23 protein-coding genes are annotated in these 24,071 nt (G+C 71.0%); 15 read left to right on the forward strand and 8 right to left on the reverse strand.

The features are described from left to right. Complete coding sequence (locus tag AC07DI_RS04440; RefSeq protein WP_478902111.1) at positions 1-1,644, reverse strand: ABC-F family ATP-binding cassette domain-containing protein; 1,644 nt, start codon at positions 1,642-1,644, stop codon at positions 1-3. Positions 1,645-2,002: 358 nt separating this feature from the next. Further along, complete coding sequence (ssgD, locus tag AC07DI_RS04445) at positions 2,003-2,419, reverse strand: spore wall synthesis regulator SsgD (RefSeq protein ID WP_384247613.1); 417 nt, start codon at positions 2,417-2,419, stop codon at positions 2,003-2,005. A 240-nt stretch (positions 2,420-2,659) separates the two neighbouring features. Between ssgD and AC07DI_RS04450 the strand changes: the two genes are divergently transcribed. Then, a complete protein-coding gene (locus AC07DI_RS04450; RefSeq protein ID WP_478902113.1) occupies positions 2,660-3,742 on the forward strand; it encodes a WD40/YVTN/BNR-like repeat-containing protein in 1,083 nt (360 codons plus the stop codon). A gap of 19 nt (positions 3,743-3,761) precedes the next feature. Here the strand turns inward: AC07DI_RS04450 and AC07DI_RS04455 are convergent, their stop codons facing one another. The 3 genes from AC07DI_RS04455 to AC07DI_RS04465 form a co-directional block, all read right to left on the reverse strand. Further along, positions 3,762-4,061: a YciI family protein gene (locus tag AC07DI_RS04455; RefSeq protein ID WP_384247610.1), complete on the reverse strand. Its 300-nt coding sequence runs from the start codon at positions 4,059-4,061 to the stop codon at positions 3,762-3,764. An 89-nt stretch (positions 4,062-4,150) separates the two neighbouring features. Beyond that, entirely contained in the window at positions 4,151-4,567 is a 417-nt protein-coding gene (locus AC07DI_RS04460; protein ID WP_478902115.1) for an ATP-binding protein, read from the reverse strand. Between the two features lie 154 nt (positions 4,568-4,721). Continuing rightward, a complete protein-coding gene (locus tag AC07DI_RS04465) occupies positions 4,722-5,888 on the reverse strand; it encodes a PP2C family protein-serine/threonine phosphatase (protein WP_478902117.1) in 1,167 nt (388 codons plus the stop codon). Positions 5,889-5,999: 111 nt separating this feature from the next. On the opposite strand from AC07DI_RS04465, the gene AC07DI_RS04470 reads away from it, so the two are divergent. The 6 genes from AC07DI_RS04470 (at position 6,000) to AC07DI_RS04495 (ending at position 10,864) form a co-directional block, all read left to right on the forward strand. After that, on the forward strand, positions 6,000-6,500 hold the full coding sequence (locus AC07DI_RS04470) for a MarR family winged helix-turn-helix transcriptional regulator (protein WP_384247606.1): 501 nt from the start codon (positions 6,000-6,002) through the stop codon (positions 6,498-6,500). A gap of 274 nt (positions 6,501-6,774) precedes the next feature. Beyond that, a complete protein-coding gene (locus AC07DI_RS04475) occupies positions 6,775-7,656 on the forward strand; it encodes an STAS domain-containing protein (protein ID WP_384247604.1) in 882 nt (293 codons plus the stop codon). 8 nt (positions 7,657-7,664) lie between these two features. Continuing rightward, positions 7,665-8,060 (forward strand): STAS domain-containing protein, encoded by a 396-nt coding sequence (locus AC07DI_RS04480; protein ID WP_384247603.1) that lies wholly within the window; start codon positions 7,665-7,667, stop codon positions 8,058-8,060. Between the two features lie 49 nt (positions 8,061-8,109). Further along, positions 8,110-8,550: an anti-sigma regulatory factor gene (locus AC07DI_RS04485; RefSeq protein ID WP_478902290.1), complete on the forward strand. Its 441-nt coding sequence runs from the start codon at positions 8,110-8,112 to the stop codon at positions 8,548-8,550. Beyond that, on the forward strand, positions 8,547-9,551 hold the full coding sequence (locus tag AC07DI_RS04490; RefSeq protein ID WP_478902118.1) for a SpoIIE family protein phosphatase: 1,005 nt from the start codon (positions 8,547-8,549) through the stop codon (positions 9,549-9,551). The genes AC07DI_RS04485 and AC07DI_RS04490 overlap by 4 nt, the downstream gene beginning before the upstream one ends. After that, on the forward strand, positions 9,548-10,864 hold the full coding sequence (locus AC07DI_RS04495) for a PP2C family protein-serine/threonine phosphatase (RefSeq protein ID WP_478902119.1): 1,317 nt from the start codon (positions 9,548-9,550) through the stop codon (positions 10,862-10,864). Before AC07DI_RS04490 ends, AC07DI_RS04495 begins: the two co-directional genes overlap by 4 nt. On the opposite strand, the gene AC07DI_RS04500 is transcribed toward AC07DI_RS04495, so the two are convergent. Continuing rightward, on the reverse strand, positions 10,836-12,275 hold the full coding sequence (locus AC07DI_RS04500) for a flotillin family protein (protein ID WP_384247599.1): 1,440 nt from the start codon (positions 12,273-12,275) through the stop codon (positions 10,836-10,838). The genes AC07DI_RS04495 and AC07DI_RS04500 overlap by 29 nt on opposite strands. Before the next feature lie 130 nt (positions 12,276-12,405). Next, on the reverse strand, positions 12,406-12,921 hold the full coding sequence (locus AC07DI_RS04505) for a hypothetical protein (protein ID WP_478902120.1): 516 nt from the start codon (positions 12,919-12,921) through the stop codon (positions 12,406-12,408). Positions 12,922-13,114: 193 nt separating this feature from the next. Between AC07DI_RS04505 and nfi the strand changes: the two genes are divergently transcribed. The 5 genes from nfi (at position 13,115) to AC07DI_RS04530 (ending at position 18,947) form a co-directional block, all read left to right on the forward strand. Continuing rightward, positions 13,115-13,852, forward strand: coding sequence for a deoxyribonuclease V (nfi, locus tag AC07DI_RS04510; protein WP_478902121.1), 738 nt, complete (start codon positions 13,115-13,117; stop codon positions 13,850-13,852). Between the two features lie 27 nt (positions 13,853-13,879). Then, positions 13,880-15,325 carry a glyceraldehyde-3-phosphate dehydrogenase gene (locus AC07DI_RS04515; protein ID WP_384247594.1) on the forward strand — a complete coding sequence of 482 codons (1,446 nt, stop codon included), beginning with the start codon at positions 13,880-13,882 and terminating at the stop codon, positions 15,323-15,325. Between the two features lie 55 nt (positions 15,326-15,380). Then, the gene (locus AC07DI_RS04520) at positions 15,381-15,626 is read left to right on the forward strand and encodes a hypothetical protein (RefSeq protein ID WP_478902122.1); all 246 of its coding nucleotides are present in this window, start codon (positions 15,381-15,383) and stop codon (positions 15,624-15,626) included. A 127-nt stretch (positions 15,627-15,753) separates the two neighbouring features. Beyond that, positions 15,754-17,412, forward strand: coding sequence for a tannase/feruloyl esterase family alpha/beta hydrolase (locus AC07DI_RS04525; protein WP_478902123.1), 1,659 nt, complete (start codon positions 15,754-15,756; stop codon positions 17,410-17,412). Between the two features lie 152 nt (positions 17,413-17,564). Continuing rightward, positions 17,565-18,947: an MFS transporter gene (locus AC07DI_RS04530; RefSeq protein WP_478902125.1), complete on the forward strand. Its 1,383-nt coding sequence runs from the start codon at positions 17,565-17,567 to the stop codon at positions 18,945-18,947. A 64-nt stretch (positions 18,948-19,011) separates the two neighbouring features. Here AC07DI_RS04530 and AC07DI_RS04535 read toward each other — a convergent pair whose 3' ends face one another. Further along, positions 19,012-20,232 (reverse strand): saccharopine dehydrogenase family protein, encoded by a 1,221-nt coding sequence (locus AC07DI_RS04535; RefSeq protein WP_478902126.1) that lies wholly within the window; start codon positions 20,230-20,232, stop codon positions 19,012-19,014. Positions 20,233-20,393: 161 nt separating this feature from the next. Between AC07DI_RS04535 and AC07DI_RS04540 the strand changes: the two genes are divergently transcribed. The 3 genes from AC07DI_RS04540 to AC07DI_RS04550 all read left to right on the forward strand — a co-directional run bounded on the left by AC07DI_RS04540 (position 20,394) and on the right by AC07DI_RS04550 (position 24,030). Then, the gene (locus tag AC07DI_RS04540) at positions 20,394-21,551 is read left to right on the forward strand and encodes a CaiB/BaiF CoA transferase family protein (protein ID WP_478902127.1); all 1,158 of its coding nucleotides are present in this window, start codon (positions 20,394-20,396) and stop codon (positions 21,549-21,551) included. Between the two features lie 72 nt (positions 21,552-21,623). Beyond that, complete coding sequence (locus AC07DI_RS04545; RefSeq protein WP_478902129.1) at positions 21,624-22,766, forward strand: acyl-CoA dehydrogenase family protein; 1,143 nt, start codon at positions 21,624-21,626, stop codon at positions 22,764-22,766. A gap of 49 nt (positions 22,767-22,815) precedes the next feature. Next, positions 22,816-24,030 (forward strand): acetyl-CoA C-acetyltransferase, encoded by a 1,215-nt coding sequence (locus AC07DI_RS04550; protein ID WP_384247584.1) that lies wholly within the window; start codon positions 22,816-22,818, stop codon positions 24,028-24,030. Positions 24,031-24,071: the final 41 nt, after the last annotated feature.

Raw genomic sequence — 24,071 nt, forward strand, 5'->3', positions numbered from 1 at the left:
CTAGGCGGAATACCCGACAGCTTCTGTCTTCTTTTCCTGAGTGATCTCCTTCAGTTCCCCGTCCAGGAGAAGCCACCGCGTGATGCCGATGGACTCCAGGAACGGCAGGTCGTGACTGGCCACGATCAGTGCGCCCTCGTACGACTCAAGGGCCGTCGAGAGCTGCTTCACGCTCGCCATGTCGAGGTTGTTCGTCGGCTCGTCGAGCATCAGGAGCCGCGGCGCGGGCTCCGCGAGCAGCAGCGCCGCGAGCGTCGCGCGAAACCGCTCGCCGCCGGACAGCGTCGCCGCCCGCTGATCGGCCTTTGCCCCCTTGAACAGGAAGCGGGCCAGCCGTGCCCGGACGCGGTTGTTGGTCGCGTCGGGAGCGTACGCCGCCACGTTCTCGGCGACGGTCAGCTCGCCGTCGAGCACGTCGAGGCGCTGCGGCAGGAAGCGTGCCGGCACGTGGGCGCGCGCCTCGCCGGAGACGGGCTCCAGCTCCCCGGCGATGGTGCGCAGCAGCGTGGTCTTGCCCGCGCCGTTGCGCCCGATCAGCGCGATCCGTTCCGGGCCGCGCAGTTCGAACTCCTTCATCACCCGCGCCCCGTAGCGCAGTTGGAGCCCGCTCAGGGTGAGCACGGTGCGCCCCGGGTGGACCAGGGTGTGCGGCAGATCGACGCGGATCTCGTCGTCGTCGCGCACCGCCTCGACGGCGTCGTCCAGGCGCTCCTTGGCCTCGGCGAGCTTCTCCTCGTGCATGACGCGGTGCTTGCCTGCCGACTCCTGGGCGGCCCGCTTGCGCGCCCCGACGAGGATCTTCGGCTGGCTCCTGCTGTCCTGGATCTTCTGGCCGTACCGCTTGCGGCGGGCCAACTTGACCTGGGCGTCGGCCAGATCGCGCTTCTGCTTCTTCAGGTCGGACTCGGCGACGCGCACCATGCGCTCCGCCGCCTCCTGCTCGGTGGCGAGGGCCTCTTCGTACGCGCTGAAGTTGCCCCCGTACCAACTGACCTCACCGTCCCGCAGATCGGCGATCTGGTCGACGAGGTCGAGGAGCCCGCGGTCGTGGCTGACCACGACCAGGACTCCGGACCACGCCTCGACGGCCGCGTACAGGCGCCGTCGCGCGTACAGGTCGAGGTTGTTGGTCGGCTCGTCGAGCAGCAGTACGTCGGGGCGGCGCAGCAGCAGCGCGGCCAGCCGCAGCAGCACCGACTCGCCGCCGGACACCTCGCCCGTGGTGCGGTCGAGGCCGATGTGGCCGAGGCCGAGCTGATCGAGGGTGGCGAGGGCGCGCTCCTCGACGTCCCAGTCGTCGCCGACCGTCGTGAAGTGCTCCTCGCGCACGTCACCGGCCTCGATGGCGTGCAGCGCGGCGCGGGTCGCGGCGATGCCGAGCACCTCCTCGACGCGCAGGCCGGTGTCGAGGGTGACGTTCTGCGGCAGGTAGCCGACCTCGCCGACGACGCGCACGGCGCCCTCGGCGGGCGTCAGCTCACCGGCGATCAGCTTCAACAGGGTTGATTTTCCTGACCCGTTGACGCCGATGAGCCCGGACCTGCCGGGTCCGAAGGTCACCTGCAGCCCGTCGAAGACGCCGGTGCCGTCGGCCCAGGCGAAGGAGAGCGAGGTGCAGGAGATGGAGGTGGGGGAAGTAGACATACAGGCCTCACGGTCGCGTGGTGTGCAGCGTGGTCGGGGACAACGCGTGGGAGACACCGCGGCGGAGGTGTGAGGCCGGAAAATGAAAAAAGGCCTGCGCCGGGGGACGGGACGGCTCGTATGCCGAGGTCGCACGCGACGTACACGGCAGCGAAAAGCTGCGTGACGCGGTGTCTCATGACCTCAGACGAGCAACGTCCTACTCCTGTCGACGGCAACAGAACCGCTGTACACCGTAGGAGCCCCTTCGGGCCGTGTCAACGCTTTATCGTGAAGGCGCCTTGTCGTGAAGGCCGTGGCGCACGACAGTGCGGCGCGACGCACGACAGCGACGGCGGCCGGGGCCGGCCCCAGCGCCTCAGCAGGCGTCCCGCATCAGCTCCGCCAGATCCTGGTCCAGATCGACGTGGCGGTGCTCCTGGCCGACCGGCACAAGCGCCGTCGTGCTGTGCAGGAAGCGGCGCAGGTCCCCGGTGCGGACGTGGACGATCGCGGTGCCCTCGGGGGCGTGGAACTCCACGACCGTACGGTCGTGGCCGTAGGGCCGCACGCGCACGTCGCCGTCGCCGACCGCCCGCTCCACGCCGTGCGTGAGCAGTTCGCGGGCGAAGGTCCAGTAGACCTCGATGCCCTCCAGGGTCGCGGGCGCGGGGAAGCTCATCCGGACCGCGAAGGGGTCGCGCCGGTCGTAGTGGAGGGTGGCGGGAATGGTCGACATCCGCGGCGCGGCGGCGACGAGGCGGGCCTCTACGGCTTGCTCGATGACGGTGGACAACGCCTGCTCCCTCACTGACTGCTGGACGACTGGGGTCGGCACCTGACTAGACGACGAAACGACGGGATCCGTGCACATGGAGGGCGGGTCGGAGTGAGTGACCTCTGTCACCGCGACACCGTGGCGGCGCCCGCGGTTCCCGGAGCCCGCCCCACGGGGGACACCTTCAGGCCATCTGGACGAGCCCCCGCGCGTCGGCTAGCTTCGCCCGCCATGAGGGGCATGGGGAAGACGAAGGCGATGAGACGGACGATACTCACGGGACTCTGCGGCGCGGCGCTCGCCGGGGCCGTCCTCGCGGCGCCAGGCACCGCGCAGGCGGACGGTCCCGCACACCGCCCGGACCGCGGTCCGCGCTGGCAGCTCAAGGAGAACGGTACCGACGCCCGCTTCCGGGGCCTCGCGGCCGTCAGCCGCGACGCCGCCTGGGTGGCAGGGACCAAGGGAACCGTGCTGCGTACATCGAACGGCGGCAGGACCTGGCGTGAAGTCTCCCCGCCCGGCGCCGCCGATCTGGAGTTCCGCGATATCGAGGCCTTCGACGGCCGCCGCGCCGTGGTGCTCGCCATCGGGGAGGGCGAGGCCTCGCGGGTGCTGCGCACCGAGGACGGCGGCGCGACCTGGACGGAGTCCTTCCGCAACACCGACGCCAAGGCCTTCTACGACTGCATGACCTTCTTCGACCGCCGCCACGGCCTGGCCGTGAGCGACCCGGTCGGCGGCAAGTACCGCGTTCTCTCCACCGCTGACGGCGGCCGTTCCTGGAAGGTGCTGCCGAACGCCGGCATGCCCGCCGCGCAGGACGGCGAGGCGAGCTTCGCGGCGAGCGGCCAGTGCCTGGTGAGCTCGGGGCCGCGCGACGTGTGGCTGGCCACCGGCGGGGCGGCGCGCGCACGCGTCCTGCACTCCGCCGACCGCGGACTGACCTGGACGGCCACCGACGCGACCGTCCCGGCGGGCGACCCGGCCCGCGGCGTCTTCGGGCTCGCCTTCCGCGACCGCGCGCACGGCATCGCGGTCGGCGGCGACTACCGCGCGGACCAGGCCTCGCCGAGGGCGGCGGCGGTGACCCGGGACGGGGGCCGCCGCTGGGACCCGGCCGGGCGCCCGCCGCCCGCCTACCGCTCGGGCGTGACGTGGCTCCCGCACAGCCGCTCCACGGCCCTCGCGGTCGGCCCGACGGGCACCGACGTCACGACGGACGCGGGCGGCAGCTGGCGGACGGTCGACACGGGGTCGTACGACACCGTGGACTGCGCCCCGGACGGCGGCTGCTGGGCCGCGGGGGAGAAGGGCCGCGTCGCCCGCCTGGAGCGAGACTGAGACCGGCCCCGCACACGGCCTAGGCGGGCAGTTCCTCGCGGTACGCGGCGAGGGCCGGTGCCGTCTTCGTCGCGTGGAACTCGGTGACGCGGTACTCGCACACCCCCGCCACCGTGAACGGGTCCGTGGCGAGGAGCTTCTCGATCCGCGCGCGGTCGTCCGCGACGGCGAGGATGACACCGCCGTCGCGCGGGTTCTTGCGGCCGGAGGCGATGAAGAGGCCGGCCTCGTACTGCTGGTCGAGCCAGTCGACGTGGGCGGCCAGCTGTTCGTCGACGGCGGAGAGCGGTGCGGTGTAGGTCAATTCGAGAATGAACATGATCGCGAGGCTACCGGGCCCCGCGGGGACCGGGCGGGGTGCATCGGCTGCCTTCCGGTCCGTACGGCCGCGGCGCGACCTGCCGGGTACTACCTCGCCAGCTCCGCCCGTATGGTCTTGCCGGTCGGGCCGAGCGTGACGCCCACGGCTCTGGCCAGCTGGTGGACCATGGGCCAGCCGAAGCCGCCCGTACCGCCTTGAAGGTCGGGCGCGCGTTCGCGGGGCGGGCGCGGGTCCGCGTCGGAGACGGCGACCGTGATGGTGTCGGCCCGCGCCTGCAGGCGCAGTGAGCACAGGGCGCCGCGGGCGTGGCGCACCACGTTGGTGATGAGTTCGGAGACGACGAGCTCGACTCCGGCCGCGTGCTGCTCGTCCACGGTGGGGACGAGTCCTTCGACGAAGCCGCGGGTGAGCGCCCGCGCGTCGGCCACCGCTTCGGGACTCTTGTCGAAGGTGGCCGTGGCCGGCGGTCCGGTGGCGTCGAGCGGTATGTGCTGTGTCCGCATGCCTCCTCCTTCCTGGGACTTCCTCGGGTCGGCCATATCGGATGATGGCTGTACGAGAGGAACTCTTGCCCGAAAAGTGGCGGGTTCAACGCCCTTGCTGCCGAGGAGGATCGCCGACCGGCCCAACGCCGCCTCCGCGCGCGGGAGTTGGCTGTCAGGGGCGCCCTCGCCAGTCGAGGCACACGATCATCGCGTCGTCGTCGGCGTCGATCGGCCCGCGGTACCCCGCGAGCTCCTTGAGCACCGCGCGCGGCACCTGCGAGGGGGGCAGGAGGCGGGTGCTGGTCATCGCCCGGCCGAGGACCCGCTCGCTGAAGGACTCGGACGTCGGCGACGCCGTGTTGTAGACGCCGTCGCTGACGAACATGAGCCGGTCTCCGGGCCGGACGTGGAAGTGCTCGGTGGTGTACGGCGTGTCCTCGGACATGCCGAGCGGAAGCTGGGCGTCCAGCTTGACGGGCTCGGGCCTGCCGTCGCGCAGCCGCCACATCGTCGGCGAGCCCGCGTCGATGATCTCCGTCTCGCCCGTGCCGAGATGGAAGCGCAGGAGCAGCACGGAGAGGTGGAGCGCCCCCTGGAAGTGGCCGTACACGGCCTGGTCGGCCAGGCAGGCCTGGTCGGCCAGGGACAGTCCGGCGCGCCGGGCGTTGCGCATCGCGGTGACGGCGAGAAGGGTGAGCAGGGCGGCCTGGACGCCCTTGCCCATCCCGTTGGTGACGGTGAGGGTGAGGTGGTCCGCGGTGGCGGACCAGTCGAAGTTGTCGCCGTAGACGGCGTAGGCCGGTTCGAGCTGGGCCCCGATCTCGTACTCGGGGCGGGAGCAGGAGCGGCCGGGCAGCAACTGCCACTGCATCTCGGCGGCGAGGGTGAGCCGATCGGCCCGGCGGGCCCGGACGTAGAGGTCGGTGTCGCGTTCCGCCACGACGATCTCGTGGCCGAGCACCTCGGCCACTTCGGCGAGTTCGTCCACGGTGGCCTGGTCGCAGGCGTGGGCGGGCAGACGCGCGGTGAGGATGCCGATGCGGTCGCCGCGTACGGTGACGGGCAGATGCGCGGTGATCTGGTCCGTACGGTCGTCCGATTCGAGGAACGGTTCCTGGGATCCGAACGCGCGGCCGGGTGCGCCGAGGTGGACCGGTACGGGTGTCGCGGAGTGCGGGATGGCGCTGACCGGTTGGAGTATGGTCATCGCGTAGTCGGCCATGAGCAGCTCGACGGAGTCGGCCGCGTAGTGGACGGCGAGCGCCTCCTGTACCGCTTCGAGGAGGGCGTGCGGTGCGGATCTTCGCAGAGCACGTTCCACGGACGTGAATCTGTCCACCTGTCGGGTACCACCTGTTCCTGTTCGGGATGCGAGCTTGTGAGAAGGAGCCGTCGGCCTGCCATGCCTCAGCGACTGACAGCGTCATTGCGAAGTGTCACAGTTGACGGCATGGATTTTGAAACTTCCGTCGGGGGCGACCAGGATGCGGCCGCGCATGCTGCCCGGGAAGTCATCGAGCTGCTCGAAGTGCTGTGGAGCAGAGGCAGGGACATCACGCCCACGGCGCCGGTCTCGTCGTCCCAGCTGCGTGTGCTGTACGCCCTGGACGGTGCTCGGGGGATCAACCTCCGCACCCTCGGCGAGTATGTGGGGTCCGCGCCGTCGTCGGTGAGCCGCATGTGTGACCGTCTTCACGCCCTGGGCTTCATCGAGCGCTCCCTCAGTTCGGCCAGTCGCCGCGAGCTCGAACTGCGCTTGTCGAGCCGGGGAGAAAAATACCTCAACGAACTGCGGGACCGCCGGGAGAGTGCGCTGCTCGAAGCCATCTCGGCGATGCGGCCCGCGGAACGCTCCGCCCTCGTGCAGGGGTTGAGCGGCTTCCACCGGTCAGTGGAGTGCACCACACCCCGGCCGGCCTCGACGGACGACCACTCGGCGGAGTCCGCCTGACGCCCGCGACGGTGCGATGTCGCCGTCCCCGCCGATCATTGGCCTGATCGCGCGGGTTTACTTCCGGCGTAGCCAGGTACACACAGACGGTCGTGAAGGACCGAGAGCTGTGAGGTTCGGGTGAACGAGGCGCCGGGGACCGGCGAGTGGCCGGAACACGACCGGTAACGGTGCGGCTGAATCGCGCAGTTGACGCGCACGCGGCCTCCGCCTTCGGGAGATCGTCGCCTCGGATAACATTTGCCGCGCGACAACAATTGCTAAGGTGGATGGAATGAACACCAGTGAGCCCGAGGCCCGGTTGCGCGTCATCGCCGCCCTGCGTGACCAGGGCGAGAAAGTTGCCGACCGCTGGGTCCAGCTTCAGTCGGAACAGTCGGTCCTGGAGACAGGGATCACCGAACACGAACTGAACGAGGAAGCCGATTCCCTGGTCGAGACGCTGCTCGCCGGCCTGGAGACCGACTCCCCGGTGCAGGAGGTCGTGGCCTCGCAGCGAGGCCTGCGCCAGGCCATCACCGACCTGTCGCTGCGCCGCGCCCGTGGAGGTGCCTCCCCCACGGCCACCTACATGGCCGTCCTCGCGCTCAAGGAGGCACTCCTCGAAGCGGTGCAGCAGGAGACGCGCGACGTCACCGCGCTCTACCAGGCCGCCCTGTTCATCAACCGCCTCCTCGACACCGCGGGCGCCATGTCCTTCGAGATCTTCGTCGAGGGCCGCGAGGAGATCATCCGGCGACAGAGCCGCCAGCTCCTGGAAGTCTCCACGCCGGTGGTGCGCATCTGGGACCGCGTGCTGGCCGTCCCGCTGATCGGAACGCTCGACACGACCCGGACCCAGGTCGTCATGGAGAACCTCCTTGAGGCCATCGAGCGGGACGAGGCGCAGGTCGCCATCATCGACATCACCGGCGTCCCCACGGTGGACACGGCGGTCGCCCACCATCTGATGCAGACGGTCAACGCCGTACGGCTGATGGGCGCCGACTGTGTGATCAGCGGCATCCGCCCGCCGATCGCCCAGATCATCGCCCAGCTCGGCATCGACCTCTCGGCCATCCTGACGCGCTCGACGCTGGCCGACGCCCTCGCCGCCGCCATTCCGCTCCTCACCGACCAGCCGGAACAGCGGGCGTCTCTCGCGGACGCGCGGTGAGCGGCGGCTTGAGCAGCGTCCCGATCCTGCGGTTCGGTGACGTGCTCGTCACCGGCCTGCTCAACGAGCTCGACGACCGGGCGGCGATCGCCTTCACCGATGAGCTCACGCAGCGCATCGTCGCCGACCGTGCCCGCGCGATCCTGATCGACATCTCCCGGCTGGAGATCATCGACTCGTTCGTGGCCCGCACGCTGATGGAACTGACGACGACGGCACGGCTCTTGGGGGCACGGGTGATAGTGGCCGGTATGCGACCGGCGGTCGCGATCACTCTGGTGGAGCTCGGGCTCGAGCTGTCCGGTGTGGAGACCACGCTCAACGCGGAACAGGGAATGATCGCCCTGGGCTGGCAGCCGGCCTCCCGATCACCCAAGGGGAGTCCTGTTGTCCCTCTACGGTGACCTCCAGAAGACACCCTCCGTCCCCGCCCCCACCCGTTCCGAGCGGCCCATGGCGAGCATGCGGGCGCCGTCCGCGGAGAGCGAGAGCCTCCGCGACGAGTACGCGATCCGGGCCGAGGAGGACCTGCTCGCGGTGCGCCACGCGGTACGGGAGGCGACCCTGCGGGCCGGTTTCGGACTCGTGGACCAGACACGCATCGTCACGGCCGCCAGCGAGCTGGCCCGCAACGCCTACGTGCACGGCGGCGGTGGCTCCCTCGCCCTGGAGATCATCGGCCAGGGCGGACAGCGGGGGCTGCGGCTCACGGTGAGCGACCAGGGGCCCGGCATCGCCGACCTCGACCAGGCGTTCACCGACGGCTACACCACCGGTGCCGGTCTCGGACACGGCCTGGGCGGCGCGCGCCGTCTCATGGACGAGTTCAAGGTGCAGTCGGCCCCGGGCCGGGGCACGGTCATCACCGCCGTGCGATGGAACGGACGGCGATGAACGCCGGCGCGGCGGCGCGCACCCTGCACATCGCCATAGACCACCCCAGCGCCGTGCAGAGCGCGGCCGACCGGGCCCGCTCGGTCGCGCGGGAGATGCCAGGGGCGCTGCCTGACCAGGCGGCCGTGCTCGCCAGCGAGCTGGCGAGCAACATCCTCAAGCACGCGAGGAACGGCGCCCTGTTCGTCCAGCGCTCGTCCCTCGACGGCGCGCTGGACCTCTTCGCCGTCGACAGCGGCCCCGGCATGCCCGACATCGACCTGAGCCTCAGGGACGGGTACAGCACCACCAAGACGATGGGCGCGGGCCTGGGCGCCGCGCGCCGGATCGCCACCGACTTCGCCATCCGCTCGGAGGCGGGGTTCGGCACGCTCGTCCACGCCCGCCTGGCGGACCCGGACGCGCCGCGCGTCCAGGCGGTCCCGGCCGCCCTGTGCCTGCCCGCCGACGGGGAGCAGGAGAACGGCGACGGGTACGCCGTCGCCGAGCACGACGGCGTCCGCACCGCTCTCGTGATCGACGGCCTCGGCCACGGCCCCGAGGCCGCGACGGCGGCCCAGCGCGCCGAACGCACCTTCCTGTCGAATCCCGTCGCCCCGCTGGTGGACATCCTCACCGCACTGCACAAGGCCCTGCGGCACACGCGCGGCGCCGCCGTGGCCGCCCTGCGCATCACCGGCGCCCGCGCCGAGTACTGCGGCGTCGGCAACGTCCGCGCCGTGACCCTGTCCTCCAAAGGCGTCCACCACCAGCTCAACGGTCAGGCCGGCATCGTCGGCTACACCCTCCCCAGGCCCAGGAGCCGGCTTTTGGAGCTGTCCGAGCACACCACCGTGGTCCTGCACACCGACGGGATCGACCACCGGTGGGCGTACGCCCCCTCCGACGCACGCCTCACGCTGCCCCCGGTGCTCCTCGCGGCCTCCCTGGCCCACACCCACCGCCGCTGTCGTGACGACGCGACCATCCTGGCCCTCGGCCCGCACCTGGGAATGAGATGACCCGCGAAACCTTCCGTACGCTCAAGGCCCTGCGGCACACCGTGCGCAGCATCGCCCTCGGGCACCGGCTCCCCGCCGACGACCGGGCGCGCCTCGTCCTGTCCCTGAGCGAGGTGGCGGCCGCGGCCCTCGGCGTCGGCCGCCCCGTCACCCTGCTCAGCGGGCGGGAGACGAGCGCGGACGGCGCCCACCAGCTGACCCTCGCGCTGCGCCTGCCGCACCAGTGCGTCGGTACGGAACTGGCGACGGACCGCCTGCCGCTGCGCGCGCGGACCCAGCCTGACGGCACGGTCGTCTGGAACTTGCCCCTGCCGACCGGCGGCGCGCACGGCCAGGGAGCGCCGTCCGCCGGTGGGCCGGGACACCCCGCGAGCCGCCCACCGGCCACCCCCGCCGCCGCGGCGCAGCACGGAGACAGCGACATCGCCCTGCTGGAGGAGGAGCTCCGGGCCGCACTCGCCCGCGCCGACACGCTGGCCGACGAACACCAGCGGCTCAAGCACGAACTGGCGGAGACCAACAGCGGGGTCCTCGCCCTGTACGTACAGCTGGAGGAGCGCGACGAGCAGCTGCGCACCGCGCACGGCCGCACCCTGCGCGCCCTCGAGGACGCGCTGCGCCCGAGACCGCTCCACGTCGACGGCCTGGAACTCGGCGTGCACTACGCCCCGGCCAGTGACGACGCGCCCACCGGCGGAGACCTGTACGACTGGTTCACGCTCCCGGACGGAACGGTCCACATCACCGTCGTCGACGCGATCGGGCACGGGATCACCAGCACCCGCACCGCCCTGACCGTCACCCACGCGGTGCGCACCCTCGCTCTCGAAGGCCACCCGCTGGAGACCATCGTGGCGCGGACCGACACCATCCTCGCCCCCTTCGACCAGAACGTCATGGCGACCCTGCTGCTGGCCCGCCTGGACCCGGCCGACGGAAAGCTCGCCCTGGCCAACGGCAGTCACCCGCCGGCGCTGCTCGCCCACAAGGACGGCAGCGCGACCTACCTCGAGGTGCGCGGGCGCGGCATCGGGTTCCCGCTGCCCGGCAGCGACCGCGTCCTGACGACGACCATGGAACCCGACGACGTGCTGCTCCTCTACACCGACGGTCTCACCGAGAGCCGGCGGGACCCCATCGAGGGCGAGGCCCGGCTCAAGGAAGCCCTGTGCCGCCACCGTGCACGACCGATCGAGCAGATCCCCGGCCTGCTGGCCGGGGATCTGCTCAGTGACGTGTTGCACCAGGACGACACCCTGGCGATGGTGGTACGGCGAACGGACGTCAGTCGGTCACTTCGATCCGGCCGTTGACGGCGGCCGGTGCCGCGGTGGCCTCCGGGGCCGGGGCGGACGCCTTGCCGCCGGTGATGCCCTTCAGGAGCTCAGCGAGGTCGACTCCCGTGGTGGAGCTGAGGAGTTCCATGCCCTGGGCGACGTTGTCGGCGACCGTGCGGGAGAGCTGGCTCGCCCCGTCCGTCGAGATCACCGTCATCTTGTCCACCGCGCTGAGCGGCTCGGACGCCTTGGCGACCACGCTCGGCAGGACCTCGACGAGCATCTGCAGGACGGCGGCGTCCCCGTACTGCGTGAACGCGTCGGCCTTCTTGCGCATCGCCTCCGCCTCGGCGGAGCCCTTCGCGCCGATCGCGGCGGCCTCGGCCTCACCCTCCAGGCGTACGGCGTCGGCGAGCGCGGCACGGTGCGCCTTCTCGCCCTCACCGGTGAGGCGCGCCCGCTCGGCGTCGGCCTCGGCCTGCTTGACCAGGCCGATCCTGCGGGCCTCCGCCTCCTGCTCGGCCCGGTAGCGGGCGGCGTCGGCGGGCTTGCGGACCTTGGTGTCCAACTCCCGGTCGGTCAGCGCGGCCTGACGCTGCGCGACCTTCTCCTGCTCGGACAACACGTCCTGCTGCCTGGCCGCCTCGGCGAGGGGCCCCGCGGCGCCGGCGCGCGCCGCCGCCTCGTCCGTCTCGGCCTTGATCTCGGCCTGCTTCAGCGCGAACGTCCGCTGGGCGATCGCGATCTCCTCCTCGGCCTTCAGCCGCGCCTGCTCCGCGGCGCGCCGCGCCACCGCCTCGGCGATGTCCGCCTCCTGCTTGGCGCGGGCGGCCTCGGGGCGCCCGAGGTCCTCCAGGTAGGAGCCCTCGGTGGTGATGTCCTGGATCTGGAAGGCGTCGAGGACGAGGCCCTGCCCGGAGAGGCTGGCCTCGGCCTCCTCCGCCACCTGACCGGCGAACGCGGCGCGGTCGCGGATGATGTCCTCGACCGACATCCGCCCCACGATGGAGCGCAGCGCGCCCGAGAGCACTTCCTGGGTGAAGCCGACGATGCCGTCCTGCTGCACGAGGAACCGCTGGGCCGCGGCCCGTATCGAGTCCTCGGTGCCGCCGACCTTCACAATGGCGACGCCTTCGAGGTTCGCCTTCACGCCGCGCAGGGTGACCGCGCCGCGCACGGCGATCGGGATGTGCCGCGAGGACAGTTCGAGGGTGAACTTCTGCTGGACGAACGGGATGACGAAGACGCCGCCACCGACCACGACCTTCTGGCCGCTGTTGTCGGTCATGATCCGGCCGGTCTCCGGGTCGGTGGACTTCTTGCCGCGCCGTCCGGTCACGATGAAGGCCTCGCTGGGCCCGGCGACCTTGTAGCGCGTGATGACGACGAGCGCCAGGAGGACGAGGAGTACGACGACTCCGATGACGGCGGTCAGGACTGGACTCATGGTGCATTCCCCCCTGCCACCCGGGGACGGCAGATCGGTTATGTGATGGATGTGCGTGTTTCGGGGCGGTCGCTGCGCGAGCGGCGCAGCGGTGAAGTGGCGAAGCGGTGTACGGCCGGCCGGTGCGTGGTCAGCGCTCCACGGGCCGTACCGCCACCGAGGTCGGCGACAGTGCCGCGTCGACCCAGATCTCGGTGCCCCGCGCCACCGCGGCCGAGCTGCGGGCCGCGAACTTCACGGGCTGGCCCGCGAGTTGGAGCAGTACCTCGCCGTAGCCGTCGGCCGGGATCGCGGTGACCACGGAGCCCGCGGTCCCCACGAGGTCGGTGCCGCGCGGGGTAGGGGCGGTCTGCTCGCGCATCAGGACCCGGGTGAACTTCCAGGTCACCCAGCCCGCTCCGGTTCCGGCGAAGGTCCCCGCGACGGCGGCGGGGCCCGCCCCGAGCCCGGTCGTACCGAGGACGAGTGCCCCGCCGAAGCCGAGCATGGAGACGAATCCGGCGATCACGGGCAGGGAAAGGAGCCCGTCGAAGAGCCCGTCCAGCGCGCCCGCTCCTTCGAAGAGCCCTTCGAGTACCCCGTCGAGGGCGAGCGAGAGCAACAGCAGCACGATTCCGGCGATGCCGAGACCCAGAAAAACCGTCATCGGATCACTTCCTCCGTCCACGTCGCCCACCTCGGTACGGAGCGATGATCACATGGCGTCCGGCGCCGTGACATTGCCTGATTCCGGCAATCTTTACGCTTCTTTAATGCCGGGCGGTCGTGATCGCGGCGGTGACCGTGGGGAGATGGCCGCGGGGGAGGGGGGATTAACGCCAACTAGGCTTCCCGGCACTATGACCAGCTACGCCAAGCCTTCCGACTGGCCCACCGATGAGCGGACGGCGCGCGCCGTCCAGGACGAGCTGCGCGCCCGTGTCGTCCTGGACGAGACGGGTCCGCCGCCCGGCACGGGGCACGTGACCGGCGTGGACGTCGCCTACGACGACGAGCGGGACATCGTCGCGGCGGCCGTCGTCGTCCTTGACGCGGGCACGCTCGACGTGGTCGAGGAGTCGACGGCGGTCGGCACGGTGACGTTCCCCTACGTGCCGGGTCTGCTGGCGTTCCGTGAGATCCCGGCGATCCTCGCCGCGCTCGCCGGGCTGCGGACCGACCCAGGTCTCGTCGTCTGCGACGGCTACGGCGTCGCCCACCCGCGCCGCTTCGGCCTCGCGAGCCACCTCGGCGTGCTGACGGGCCTGGCGACGATGGGCGTCGCCAAGAACCCCTTCGCCTTCTCGTACGAGGACCCGGCTCCCGCGCGCGGGAGTGCGGCGCCGCTGCTGGACGGCGCGGAGGAGGTGGGCAGTGCGCTGCGCACCCGCGCGGACGTGAAGCCGGTCTTCGTCTCGGTGGGCCACCGCGTGAGCCTCGCCAACGCCTGCGAGCACGTTCTGCGCCTGACGCCCCGCTACCGCCTGCCGGAGTCCACGCGCCGCGCGGACGCCTTGTGCCGCACGGCCTTGCGGGAGGCGACCAGTGGTGCCGCGGCACCCGATGAACGATCAAATGAGGAGCGGGTTAGCATATGAGCGCCGCCTAGCTCGAAAGATACTCCTGTGACTGTCAATGACGACTCGTTCACCAATTGGAAGCACCGCGAGGAGATCGCGGAGTCGATGATCCCGATCATCGGGAAGCTGCACCGCGAGCGGGACGTGACGGTCCTGCTGCACAGCCGCTCCTTGGTGAACAAGTCGGTGGTCAGCATTTTGAAGACCCACCGATTCGCCCGGCAGATCGCCGGGGAGGAGCTCTCGGTCACCGAGACGCTGCCGTTCCTGCAGGCCCTCACTACGCTCGATCTCGGACCTTCGCAGATCGACATCGGCATGCTCGCCGCGACGTACAAGGCCGACGACCGCGGGCTCACGGTCGAGGCGTTCACCGCCGAGGCCGTCGCCGGTGCCACCGGTGCCAACAAGATCGAGTGCCGCGAGGGGCGCGACGTCGTCCTCTACGGCTTCGGCCGTATCGGCCGCCTCGTGGCCCGGCTGCTCATCGAGAAGTCCGGCTCGGGCAACGGCCTGCGGCTGCGCGCCGTCGTCGTCCGCAAGGGGGGCGAGCAGGACATCGTCAAGCGTGCGTCGCTCCTTCGCCGCGACTCGATCCACGGCCAGTTCCAGGGCACGATCACCGTCGACGAGGCGAACAGCACGATCGTCGCCAACGGCAACGAGATCAAGGTGATCTACGCCAACGACCCCTCCGAGGTCGACTACACGGCATACGGCATCAAGGACGCCATCCTCATCGACAACACCGGCAAGTGGCGCGACCGCGAGGGCCTCTCGCAGCACCTGCGGCCCGGTATCGACAAGGTCGTCCTCACCGCGCCGGGCAAGGGCGACGTCCCGAACATCGTGCACGGTGTCAACCACGACACGATCAAGCCGGACGAGCAGATCCTGTCCTGCGCCTCCTGCACCACCAACGCGATCGTGCCGCCGCTGAAGGCGATGGCGGACGAGTACGGCGTGGTGCGCGGGCACGTGGAGACTGTCCACTCGTTCACCAACGACCAGAACCTGCTTGACAACTACCACAAGGCCGACCGCCGCGGCCGCTCGGCGCCGCTCAACATGGTGATCACCGAGACCGGGGCCGCCTCCGCCGTCGCCAAGGCGCTGCCCGACCTCAAGGCGCCGATCACCGGCAGCTCGATCCGCGTCCCGGTCCCTGACGTCTCGATCGCGATCCTCAGCCTGCGGCTCGGCCGCGAGACCAACCGCGAGGAAGTCCTTGACTACCTCCGCAACGTGTCGCTGACCTCACCGCTCAAGCGCCAGATCGACTTCACCAGCGCCCCCGACGCGGTCTCGAACGACTTCATCGGCTCGCGCCACGCCTCGATCGTCGACGCGGGCGCCACCAAGGTCGACGGCGACAACGCGATCCTCTACCTCTGGTACGACAACGAGTTCGGCTACTCGTGCCAGGTGATCCGCGTCGTCCAGCACGTCTCCGGGGTGGAGTACCCGACGTACCCGGTGCCGGTGCTCTGACCGGCACCTCCGGTACGCCGACGGATCGGCTCGCGAAGTCCCTCAACACCCTCGCTTGAGGGACTTCGACGGCACCGGACCACTGGACACGGTCCGTTCGCCACGTACGCGTACGGGCGCGGCCGTGCTGTCGGTGATGTCCTCGACGGTGGTGCCCGGGGCGGTTTCCACCAGGGCCAGGCCGTTCTCCGTCACGTCGAGGACGGCGGTGTCGATGCTCCTCGGCACCACCTGGCGCGACCCGGAACGGCTCCTGGAGATCCAGGTCGCCCTGCGGCTGCTGAAAGTCAGCAAGTACTGACCCGCCCCCCCCGGCGCCCAACACACCTCGCGGGCCGCCCCTGTGTGCGCCGAGCCCATACCGTCCATGGCGGCACCCTTCGTAGCCTTTGCGCCTCGCGACACGAGGCACGAGCTACGGAGACGCCATGAAGAAGGCCATCACCGCGACAGGGCTCGCCTGCGCTCTGGTCAGCGGCACGCTCCTGTTCCCGGCACACGCCGCCGAGCGACCGAACGGCTGCGGCGACCTGCGCGGCCTGCGCATACCCGCCTCAGTGATCGGGCTGCCCACCACGGGCGGCGAGGTGAGCACCGCGAACACCATCGCGCCGGCCGACGGCGGAACCTCGCCGACCGGCGCGTACTGCCGTGTCGACGCTGTCATCCACCCGATGGACCCGCGCGCTCCCGACATCACCCTGCGCGTCGCCCTGCCGCAGCGGTGGAACGACAAGACGATGATGTTCGGCGGCGGAGGCTACGACGGCACCATCCCCGATGTCACGGGCAGCGTCCCCTTCGGCCCGACCGGCCGGCCACGCCCCCTCAGCCGCGGCTACGCCACCTACGCCGGTGACTCCGGCCACCGGGCGGCGCCGGACTTCCAGCCGGTCACCTCTTTGGACGGCTCCTTCGGCGTCAACGACGAAGCGGTGCGAAATTTCGCCGGCGACGCGCTGAAGAAGACCCATGACGCCGCCCGCTTCATCATCCGCGCACGCTACGGCGCCACTGCCGCCCACAGCTACTTCGCCGGCGGCTCCAGCGGCGGACGCGAAGCCCTTGCCGTCGCCCAGCGCCTGCCCACCGACTTCGACGGTGTCATCGCCGCCTACCCCGCCTGGAACGCCGTCGGCCTCAACCTCTTCTTCGGCTACGAAGCGCAGATCCTCTCCCGCCCCGGGGCCGTCCTCGACCCGACCGAACAGGACCTTCTGTACCGCGGCGTCATCAGCGCCTGTGACGGCGACGACGGCCTGCGCGACGGCGTCATCTCGGACGAGTCGGGCTGTCGCTTCCAGCCCCGCACCCTGCGCTGCCCGGGCGGCAGGGACACTGCGGACACCTGCCTGTCGGACCGCCAGATCCACGCCGTCGATGCGCTCTCTTCCCCCCTGCGCTTCAAACACCGACTGGCCAGTGGCGAAAGCGGCTACCCCGGCTTCCCCTTCCTCTCCGGAGCCGACATGACCACCCCACTGCTGGGCATGGGCGCCCGCGCCCCCGGCCATCCGATGCCGAAGGACAGCGGCTACGGCGTCCAGTTCTGGGACCAGTGGGTGCGCTACTTCGTCACCCGCGACCCGGCACACGATTCGCTGGCCGTGGACCCCCGCCGCCCCGGCGTCCGGCAGCGACGCATCAGCAACCTCTCCGCCCTCCAGGACGTCAACGACCCCGACCTGCGCCGCTTTGCCGAGGGAGGCGGGAAACTCCTCCTGCTGCACGGCACCGCCGACGAACTCGTCAGCCACCGCTCCACCGTCGAGTACTTCGAGCGCGTCCAGCAGCGCATGGGCCGCCGTGCCACCGACGCCTTCGCCCGGCTCTATCTCATCCCCGGCGCCAATCACGTCAACGTCGACGCGTCCTTCGCGGCGAGCTACGACTCACTGAGCGCACTGGAGAGCTGGACCGAGGACGGCGAGCCGCCAACACGGCCCGTCGTCACCGACGCCGGCCCCGCCGGCAACTCCCGCACCCGGCCGCTGTGCGCCTACCCCTCCTGGCCGAAGTACCGCGGCCACGGCGAACCCGCCTCCGCGCGCAGCTTCACCTGCCACAGCGCGCGGCCACGAACCTGACCGGGCCCGCGCGACCCCCGGTATGGCTGCGGCGAGGACATCCCCGCAGGGGCAGTGTGCGCCGCACACATAACGGGTCGCGGGCCGAGAACCCCACCCTGGCACGACACCGCGAACAACGTCAGCCACCCGTCTCGAAAGTGGTGCTTCCCATGTCGTCCCCATCCCCAGCGCACCCCCAGACTCCCAAAGACCTGAAGAAGATCGTGGCCGCCAGTCTCATCGGCACCACCATCGAGTGGTACGACTTCTTCCTCTACGGCGCCGCCGCCGCACTCGTGTTCAACAAACTCTTCTTCCCCGACTCCGACCCCTTGGTCGGCACGCTGCTCTCCTTCCTGACCTACGCCGTCGGCTTCGCCGCCCGCCCCGTCGGCGCCCTCGTCTTCGGCCACTTCGGGGACCGGCTCGGCCGCAAGAAGCTCCTGGTGTACAGCCTGCTGATGATGGGCGGCGCGACCTTCCTGATAGGTCTGCTCCCCACCCACGCCACCGTCGGCTCGGCCGCCCCGCTCCTGCTCACCGCACTGCGCCTGGTCCAGGGCTTCGCCCTGGGCGGCGAATGGGGCGGCGCGGTCCTGCTCGTGGCGGAACACGGAGACGCCAGACGGCGCGGCTTCTGGGCGTCGTGGCCGCAGACCGGAGCGCCGGCCGGGCAGTTGCTGGCCACGGGCGTGCTCGCCGCACTGACGGCCACCCTCTCGGACGCGGCGTTCGACTCCTGGGGCTGGCGGGTGCCGTTCCTGCTCTCCGGCGTGCTGGTCCTGGTCGGACTGTGGATCCGGCTCTCCGTCGACGAATCACCCGTGTTCAAAGCCGCCCTCGCGGCAGCCGAACGACGCAAGACCGAACACGGCGCCAGTGAGAAGCTGCCCGTCCTCGCCGTCCTGCGCGACCACTGGCGCGACGTCCTCATCGCCATGGGCACCCGCATGGCGGAGAACATCTCCTACTACGTCGTCACCGCGTTCATCCTCGTGTACGCGACCGAGCAGGCCGGCACGAGCAAGCAGACCGCTCTCAACGCCGTCCTGATCGCGTCCGCCGTCCACTTCGTGACCATCCCCCTGTGGGGCGCCCTCTCCGACAGAACCGGGCGCCGTCCCGTCTACCTCGTCGGCGCCCTCGGCATGGGCGGCTGGATCTACCCGTTCTTCACTCTCGTCGACCGGGGCTCCTTCGGGGCGCTCATCACGGCCGTAACCGTGGCCCTGCTCTTCCACGGCGCGATGTACGCCCCGCAAGCGGCGTTCTTCTCCGAGATGTTCGCCACCCGCATGCGCTACTCCGGAGCGTCGATCGGCGCCCAGTTCTCCTCCGTGGCCGCCGGCGCCCCGGCCCCGCTCATCGCCACCGCCCTGCTCGCCGAGTACGACAGCGCCGCGCCCATCGCCCTCTACGTCATGGCCGCCGTCCTGCTCACCGTCATCGCCCTCGGCTGCGCCGAGGAGACCCGGCACCGCGACCTCTCGGACGCGGAAGCCTACGAAACCGATCCGGCACCGGCCGGTGACCAACCGGTCCGTACAGTCTGAAAGACCAGAAGGACGGAACGGGGTGTGGTCGTAACGGCCAGGGGGAACTCCCTTGCTTCACAGCTCAACGCACGGACGCCACTCGGAAAGAGATCCCCACGGCGCGCAGCCGCTCGATCAGCGCGTCGCCCATCGCCGTCGCCGTGGTGACCTGGCCCGCGGTCGGAGGCAGGTCGTCGAGCGCCAGGCACAGGGCCGACTCGCCCAGCATCCTCGCCGTCTCGTCGTAGCCGGGATCACCGCCCGAGACCTCGGTGAACACGCGCTTGCCGCCGCCCTCGCCGACGAAGCGCACCGTGAACCACGACGTGGCCCGGCGTGACTCGCTCGGCCCGTCCCCGGGCTTGAGCCGTCCGGACAACCACCGCCGCACGGGCGGCACTTGCGCGGCCGCCAGCAGACCGCCGATGGCCACGGGGCCGCCCAGCGCGACCGGCAGCGACTTCACGGCCGCGTAGTGCCGGTAGCGGAAGTCCGGCCCGTACCGCTCCAGGGCCCGCGCCGAGCGCTGCACCACCTGCGGGTCGATCGTCGGCAGCGGCAGTGCCCACGCGCCGACCTCGGCCGCGTAGTGGGGCGCGCCCGGCGGGGCGTACGCCTTGCGGCCCACCGGGCGCGGCTCGTGCCGCTTCCGCTCCTTCGCGGCGGCCAGCATCTGCGGCCCGCGCGCGAACTGGTTGAGCGCGGAGGCGAAGGTCCCGCCGGAGAACTGCGCGCCGACCCGCACGAACCCGTCGACGCGCAACGGCACCCCCTCGGGCAGCTGCCGCACCGTGAAGTACGCCCCCAGATCATGCGGGACCGAGTCGAACCCGCAGGAGTGCACGATCCGTGCGCCGGTCTCCCGAGCGCGGGCGTCGTGGCGCACGTACATGAGGTCGACGAACTCGGGCTCACCCGTCAGGTCCACGTAGTCCGTGCCCGCTTCGGCGCACGCCGCGACCAGCTCCTGCCCGTACGTCAGGTACGGGCCGACCGTCGAGGCGACGACCCGCGCGTGGGCGGCCATCTCCCGCAGGGACGCGGTGTCGGCCGCATCCGCGTGGACCAGGGGAAGGTCGGCGCACTTGGGGTTGACGGCGGCGAGCCGCTCCCGCAGGGCCTCCAGTTTCGCGGTGTCGCGCCCCGCGACGGCCCACCGCACCCCGTCGGGAGCGTGGGCGGCGAGATGCTCCGCCGTCAGCATCCCCACGAAACCTGTCGCTCCGAAGAGCACGATGTCGTACGGGCGATCACTGTTCCTGTTGCGGTGACTCTCGCTGTTACCACTGGTCATGGCAGTCATGGCACCTCTTTGCCGTGGGTCCCGCGCAGTTGTCGGTGGCCGAGGCTAGCGTGCGGAGTCAAAATTGGCTAAGCGCTTGCTCGTCAAGGGCTTGTGCACGGTGGAACACGTTCTTAGCATCATTGGTGTTACATCACTTGTGTCATAGCGCTGGGGGCTCAATGGCAGTACCGGGCACGCAAGTTCACGGGCCGCTGGCCGGAGTGCGCGTGGTGGAGCTCGCGGGCATCGGGCCCGGCCCCTTCGCGGCCATGCTCCTCGCCGACCTCGGCGCCGACGTCGTGCGCGTCGACCGCCCGCGCGGGGGCGGCCTCGCGATCGACCCCGCGTACGACGTGACCAACCGCAACAAGCGCTCCGTCGTCGTCGACCTGAAGGCCCCCGACGGCGCGGCCCGCGTCCTCGACCTCGTCGAGCGCGCCGACGTCCTCATCGAGGGGTACCGCCCCGGCGTGGCCGAGCGCCTCGGCGTCGGCCCCGAGGAGTGCCACGCCCGCAATCCGCGGCTCGTCTACGGCCGGATGACCGGCTGGGGCCAGGAGGGGCCGCTCGCCCAGCGCGCCGGGCACGACATCGCGTACATCGCCATCACCGGCACCCTCGGCATGATCGGCAACCCCGGTGAGCCGCCCGCGATCCCCGCGAACCTCGTGGGCGACTACGCGGGCGGCTCGCTCTACCTCGTCGTCGGCATCCTCGCGGCACTGCACCACGCGCGCGTGCACGGTGCCGGGCAGGTCGTGGACGCCGCGATCGTGGACGGCGCGGCGCACCTCTCCGCGATGATCCACGGCATGCTCGCGGCCGGCGGCTGGCAGGACCGCCGCGGCGCCAACCTCCTCGACGGCGGCTGCCCCTTCTACGGCAACTACGAGACCGCCGACGGCGGCTACATGGCCGTCGGCTCCCTCGAGCAGCAGTTCTACGACGAGTTCATCGGGCTCCTCGGCCTCGCGGGGACCGCACCCGCCCAGAAGGACCTGGCCCGCTGGGGCGACCTGCGCGAGGCCGTCGCCGCCCGCTTCAAGGAACGTACGCGCGACGAGTGGACGGCCGTCTTCGAGGGCTCCGACGCCTGCGTGGCGCCCGTGCTCTCCCTGCGCGAGGCCCCCGGCCACCCGCACCTCGCGGCGCGCGGCACCTTCGTCGACCACGGCGGCATCACCCAGCCCGCCCCGGCCCCCCGCTTCTCCGCTACCCCGACGCAGGTCCGCACCGGCCCCGCGCAGCCCGGCGCCGACACCGCCGAAGTGGCCCGCGACTGGGACGTACCGGCCCTGGGGGACTCATACCCGTCGGCCCCGGGCCGGCCAAGCTGATCGACACCGTCAATGGCTGGCTCTGAAAGGGGCTCGCCGGTCACAACCGGGGCTCCAGGAGGCCACGTACAGATGAAGCGGCAGATCTTCTCCGCCGAGCACGACGCGTTCCGCGAGACCGTCCGCACCTTCCTCGCCAAGGAGGTGCTCCCGCACTACGAGCAGTGGGAGAAGGACGGCATCGTCTCCCGCGACGCCTGGCTCGCCGCGGGCCGACAGGGGCTGCTCGGCCTCGCCGTCCCCGAGGAGTACGGAGGCGGCGGGAACACCGACTTCCGCTACTCCGCCGTCCTGGCCGAGGAGTTCACCCGCGCGGGCGCCGCCGGGCTCGCGATCGGCCTGCACAACGACATCATCGGCCCGTACCTCACCTCCCTGGCCACGGACGAGCAGAAGCGGCGCTGGCTGCCCGGCTTCTGCACCGGCGAGATCATCACGGCCATCGCGATGACCGAGCCCGGCGCGGGCTCCGACCTCCAGGCCATCCGCACCAGCGCCGAGGACCGCGGCGACCACTGGGTGCTCAACGGCTCCAAGACGTTCATCTCCAACGGCATCCTGGCCGACCTCGTCATCGTCGTCGCCAGGACGTCCCCCGAAGGCGGCGCCCACGGTCTGTCCCTCCTCGTCGTCGAGCGCGACACGGAAGGGTTCGAGCGGGGCCGCAACCTCGACAAGATCGGCCAGAAGTCCCAGGACACCGCCGAGCTCTTCTTCAACGACGTACGCGTCCCCAAGGAGAACCTCCTCGGCGAGCTCAACGGCGCCTTCGTCCACCTGATGACGAACCTCGCGCAGGAGCGCATGGGTATCGCCGTCGCGGGGATCGCCGCCGCCGAGCACCTCCTGGAGATCACCACGACGTACGTCAAGGAGCGCGAGGCGTTCGGGCGGCCGCTGGCCAAGTTGCAGCACATCCGCTTCGAGGTGGCGGAGATGGCGACCGAGTGCGCGGTCACCCGCACCTTCCTCGACCGGTGCATCGTCGATCACTCGAACGGGGAACTCGACGCCGTCCACGCGTCGATGGCGAAGTGGTGGGCGACCGAACTGCAGAAGCGCGTCGCCGACCGCTGTCTGCAGCTGCACGGCGGGTACGGCTACATGGCCGAGTACCGCGTCGCCAAGGCCTTCACCGACGGACGCATCCAGACGATCTACGGCGGTACGACCGAGATCATGAAGGAGATCATCGGCCGCTCCCTCCTCGGCTGACCTCCGCCCCCGAGAACCGCACCCTCCCGGACACCCGAAAGGCTCACGCGTGACCACCGAAGCGTACGTATACGACGCGATCCGCACCCCGCGCGGACGCGGCAAGGCCAACGGCGCCCTGCACGGCACCAAGCCCATCGACCTCGTCGTCGGCCTCATCCACGAGATCCGGGCCCGCTTCCCCGGCCTCGACCCGGCCGCCATCGACGACATCGTCCTCGGTGTGGTCGGCCCGGTCGGCGACCAGGGCTCCGACATCGCGCGGATCGCCGCCATCGCCGCGGGGCTGCCTGACACCGTGGCCGGCGTCCAGGAGAACCGCTTCTGCGCCTCGGGCCTGGAGGCCGTCAACCTCGCCGCGATGAAGGTCCGTTCCGGCTGGGAGGACCTGGTGCTCGCGGGCGGCGTCGAGTCGATGTCACGGGTGCCGATGGCCTCCGACGGCGGCGCCTGGTTCGCCGACCCGATGACCAACTTTGAGACCAATTTCGCGCCGCAGGGCATCGGCGCCGACCTCATCGCCACCATCGAGGGCTTCTCGCGGCGCGACGTCGACGAGTACGCGGCCCTCTCCCAGGAGCGCGCCGCCGCGGCCTGGAAGGACGGCCGCTTCGGCAGGTCCGTCGTGCCCGTCAAGGACCGCAACGGCCTGGTCGTCCTCGACCACGACGAGCACCTGCGCCCCGGCACCACCGCCGACTCCCTCGCCAAGCTGAAGCCGTCCTTCAAGGACATCGGCGACCTGGGCGGCTTCGACGCGGTCGCGCTGCAGAAGTACCACTGGATCGAGGAGATCGACCACGTCCACCACGCGGGCAACTCCTCCGGCATCGTCGACGGCGCCTCGCTGGTCGCCGTCGGCAGCAAGGAGGTCGGCGAGCGCTACGGCCTCACCCCGCGCGCGCGGATCGTCTCCGCCGCCGTCTCCGGCTCCGAGCCGCTGATCATGCTCACCGGGCCCGCGCCCGCGACCCGCAAGGCGCTCGCCAAGGCCGGTCTGACCATCGACGACATCGACCTCGTCGAGATCAACGAGGCGTTCGCCGCGGTCGTGCTGCGCTTCGTCAAGGACATGGGCCTGTCGCTGGACAAGGTCAACGTCAACGGCGGCGCGATCGCGCTCGGGCATCCGCTCGGGGCGACCGGGGCGATGATCCTCGGGACGCTCGTGGACGAGTTGGAGCGGCGGGATCTGCGGTACGGGCTCGCCACGTTGTGCGTGGGGGGCGGGATGGGCATCGCGACGATCGTCGAGCGGTTGTAAGGGGCCTCGCCGTAGGGGTTCGGGGTGCGTCGCCAACCGCG

The sequence above is a fragment of the Streptomyces sp. NPDC044106 genome, from assembly GCF_056433985.1.

Coding starts and splice junctions, on each gene's coding strand:
- AC07DI_RS04440 (WP_478902111.1), bottom strand. CDS start 1,644: ATGTCTACTTCCCCCACCTCCATCTCCTGCACCTCGCTCTCCTTCGCC.
- AC07DI_RS04450 (WP_478902113.1), top strand. CDS start 2,660: ATGAGACGGACGATACTCACGGGACTCTGCGGCGCGGCGCTCGCCGGG.
- AC07DI_RS04455 (WP_384247610.1), bottom strand. CDS start 4,061: ATGTTCATTCTCGAATTGACCTACACCGCACCGCTCTCCGCCGTCGAC.
- AC07DI_RS04460 (WP_478902115.1), bottom strand. CDS start 4,567: ATGCGGACACAGCACATACCGCTCGACGCCACCGGACCGCCGGCCACG.
- AC07DI_RS04470 (WP_384247606.1), top strand. CDS start 6,000: ATGGATTTTGAAACTTCCGTCGGGGGCGACCAGGATGCGGCCGCGCAT.
- AC07DI_RS04475 (WP_384247604.1), top strand. CDS start 6,775: ATGAACACCAGTGAGCCCGAGGCCCGGTTGCGCGTCATCGCCGCCCTG.
- AC07DI_RS04485 (WP_478902290.1), top strand. CDS start 8,110: ATGGCGAGCATGCGGGCGCCGTCCGCGGAGAGCGAGAGCCTCCGCGAC.
- AC07DI_RS04490 (WP_478902118.1), top strand. CDS start 8,547: ATGAACGCCGGCGCGGCGGCGCGCACCCTGCACATCGCCATAGACCAC.
- AC07DI_RS04495 (WP_478902119.1), top strand. CDS start 9,548: ATGACCCGCGAAACCTTCCGTACGCTCAAGGCCCTGCGGCACACCGTG.
- AC07DI_RS04500 (WP_384247599.1), bottom strand. CDS start 12,275: ATGAGTCCAGTCCTGACCGCCGTCATCGGAGTCGTCGTACTCCTCGTC.
- AC07DI_RS04505 (WP_478902120.1), bottom strand. CDS start 12,921: ATGACGGTTTTTCTGGGTCTCGGCATCGCCGGAATCGTGCTGCTGTTG.
- nfi (WP_478902121.1), top strand. CDS start 13,115: ATGACCAGCTACGCCAAGCCTTCCGACTGGCCCACCGATGAGCGGACG.
- AC07DI_RS04525 (WP_478902123.1), top strand. CDS start 15,754: ATGAAGAAGGCCATCACCGCGACAGGGCTCGCCTGCGCTCTGGTCAGC.
- AC07DI_RS04530 (WP_478902125.1), top strand. CDS start 17,565: ATGTCGTCCCCATCCCCAGCGCACCCCCAGACTCCCAAAGACCTGAAG.
- AC07DI_RS04535 (WP_478902126.1), bottom strand. CDS start 20,232: ATGACTGCCATGACCAGTGGTAACAGCGAGAGTCACCGCAACAGGAAC.
- AC07DI_RS04540 (WP_478902127.1), top strand. CDS start 20,394: ATGGCAGTACCGGGCACGCAAGTTCACGGGCCGCTGGCCGGAGTGCGC.
- AC07DI_RS04545 (WP_478902129.1), top strand. CDS start 21,624: ATGAAGCGGCAGATCTTCTCCGCCGAGCACGACGCGTTCCGCGAGACC.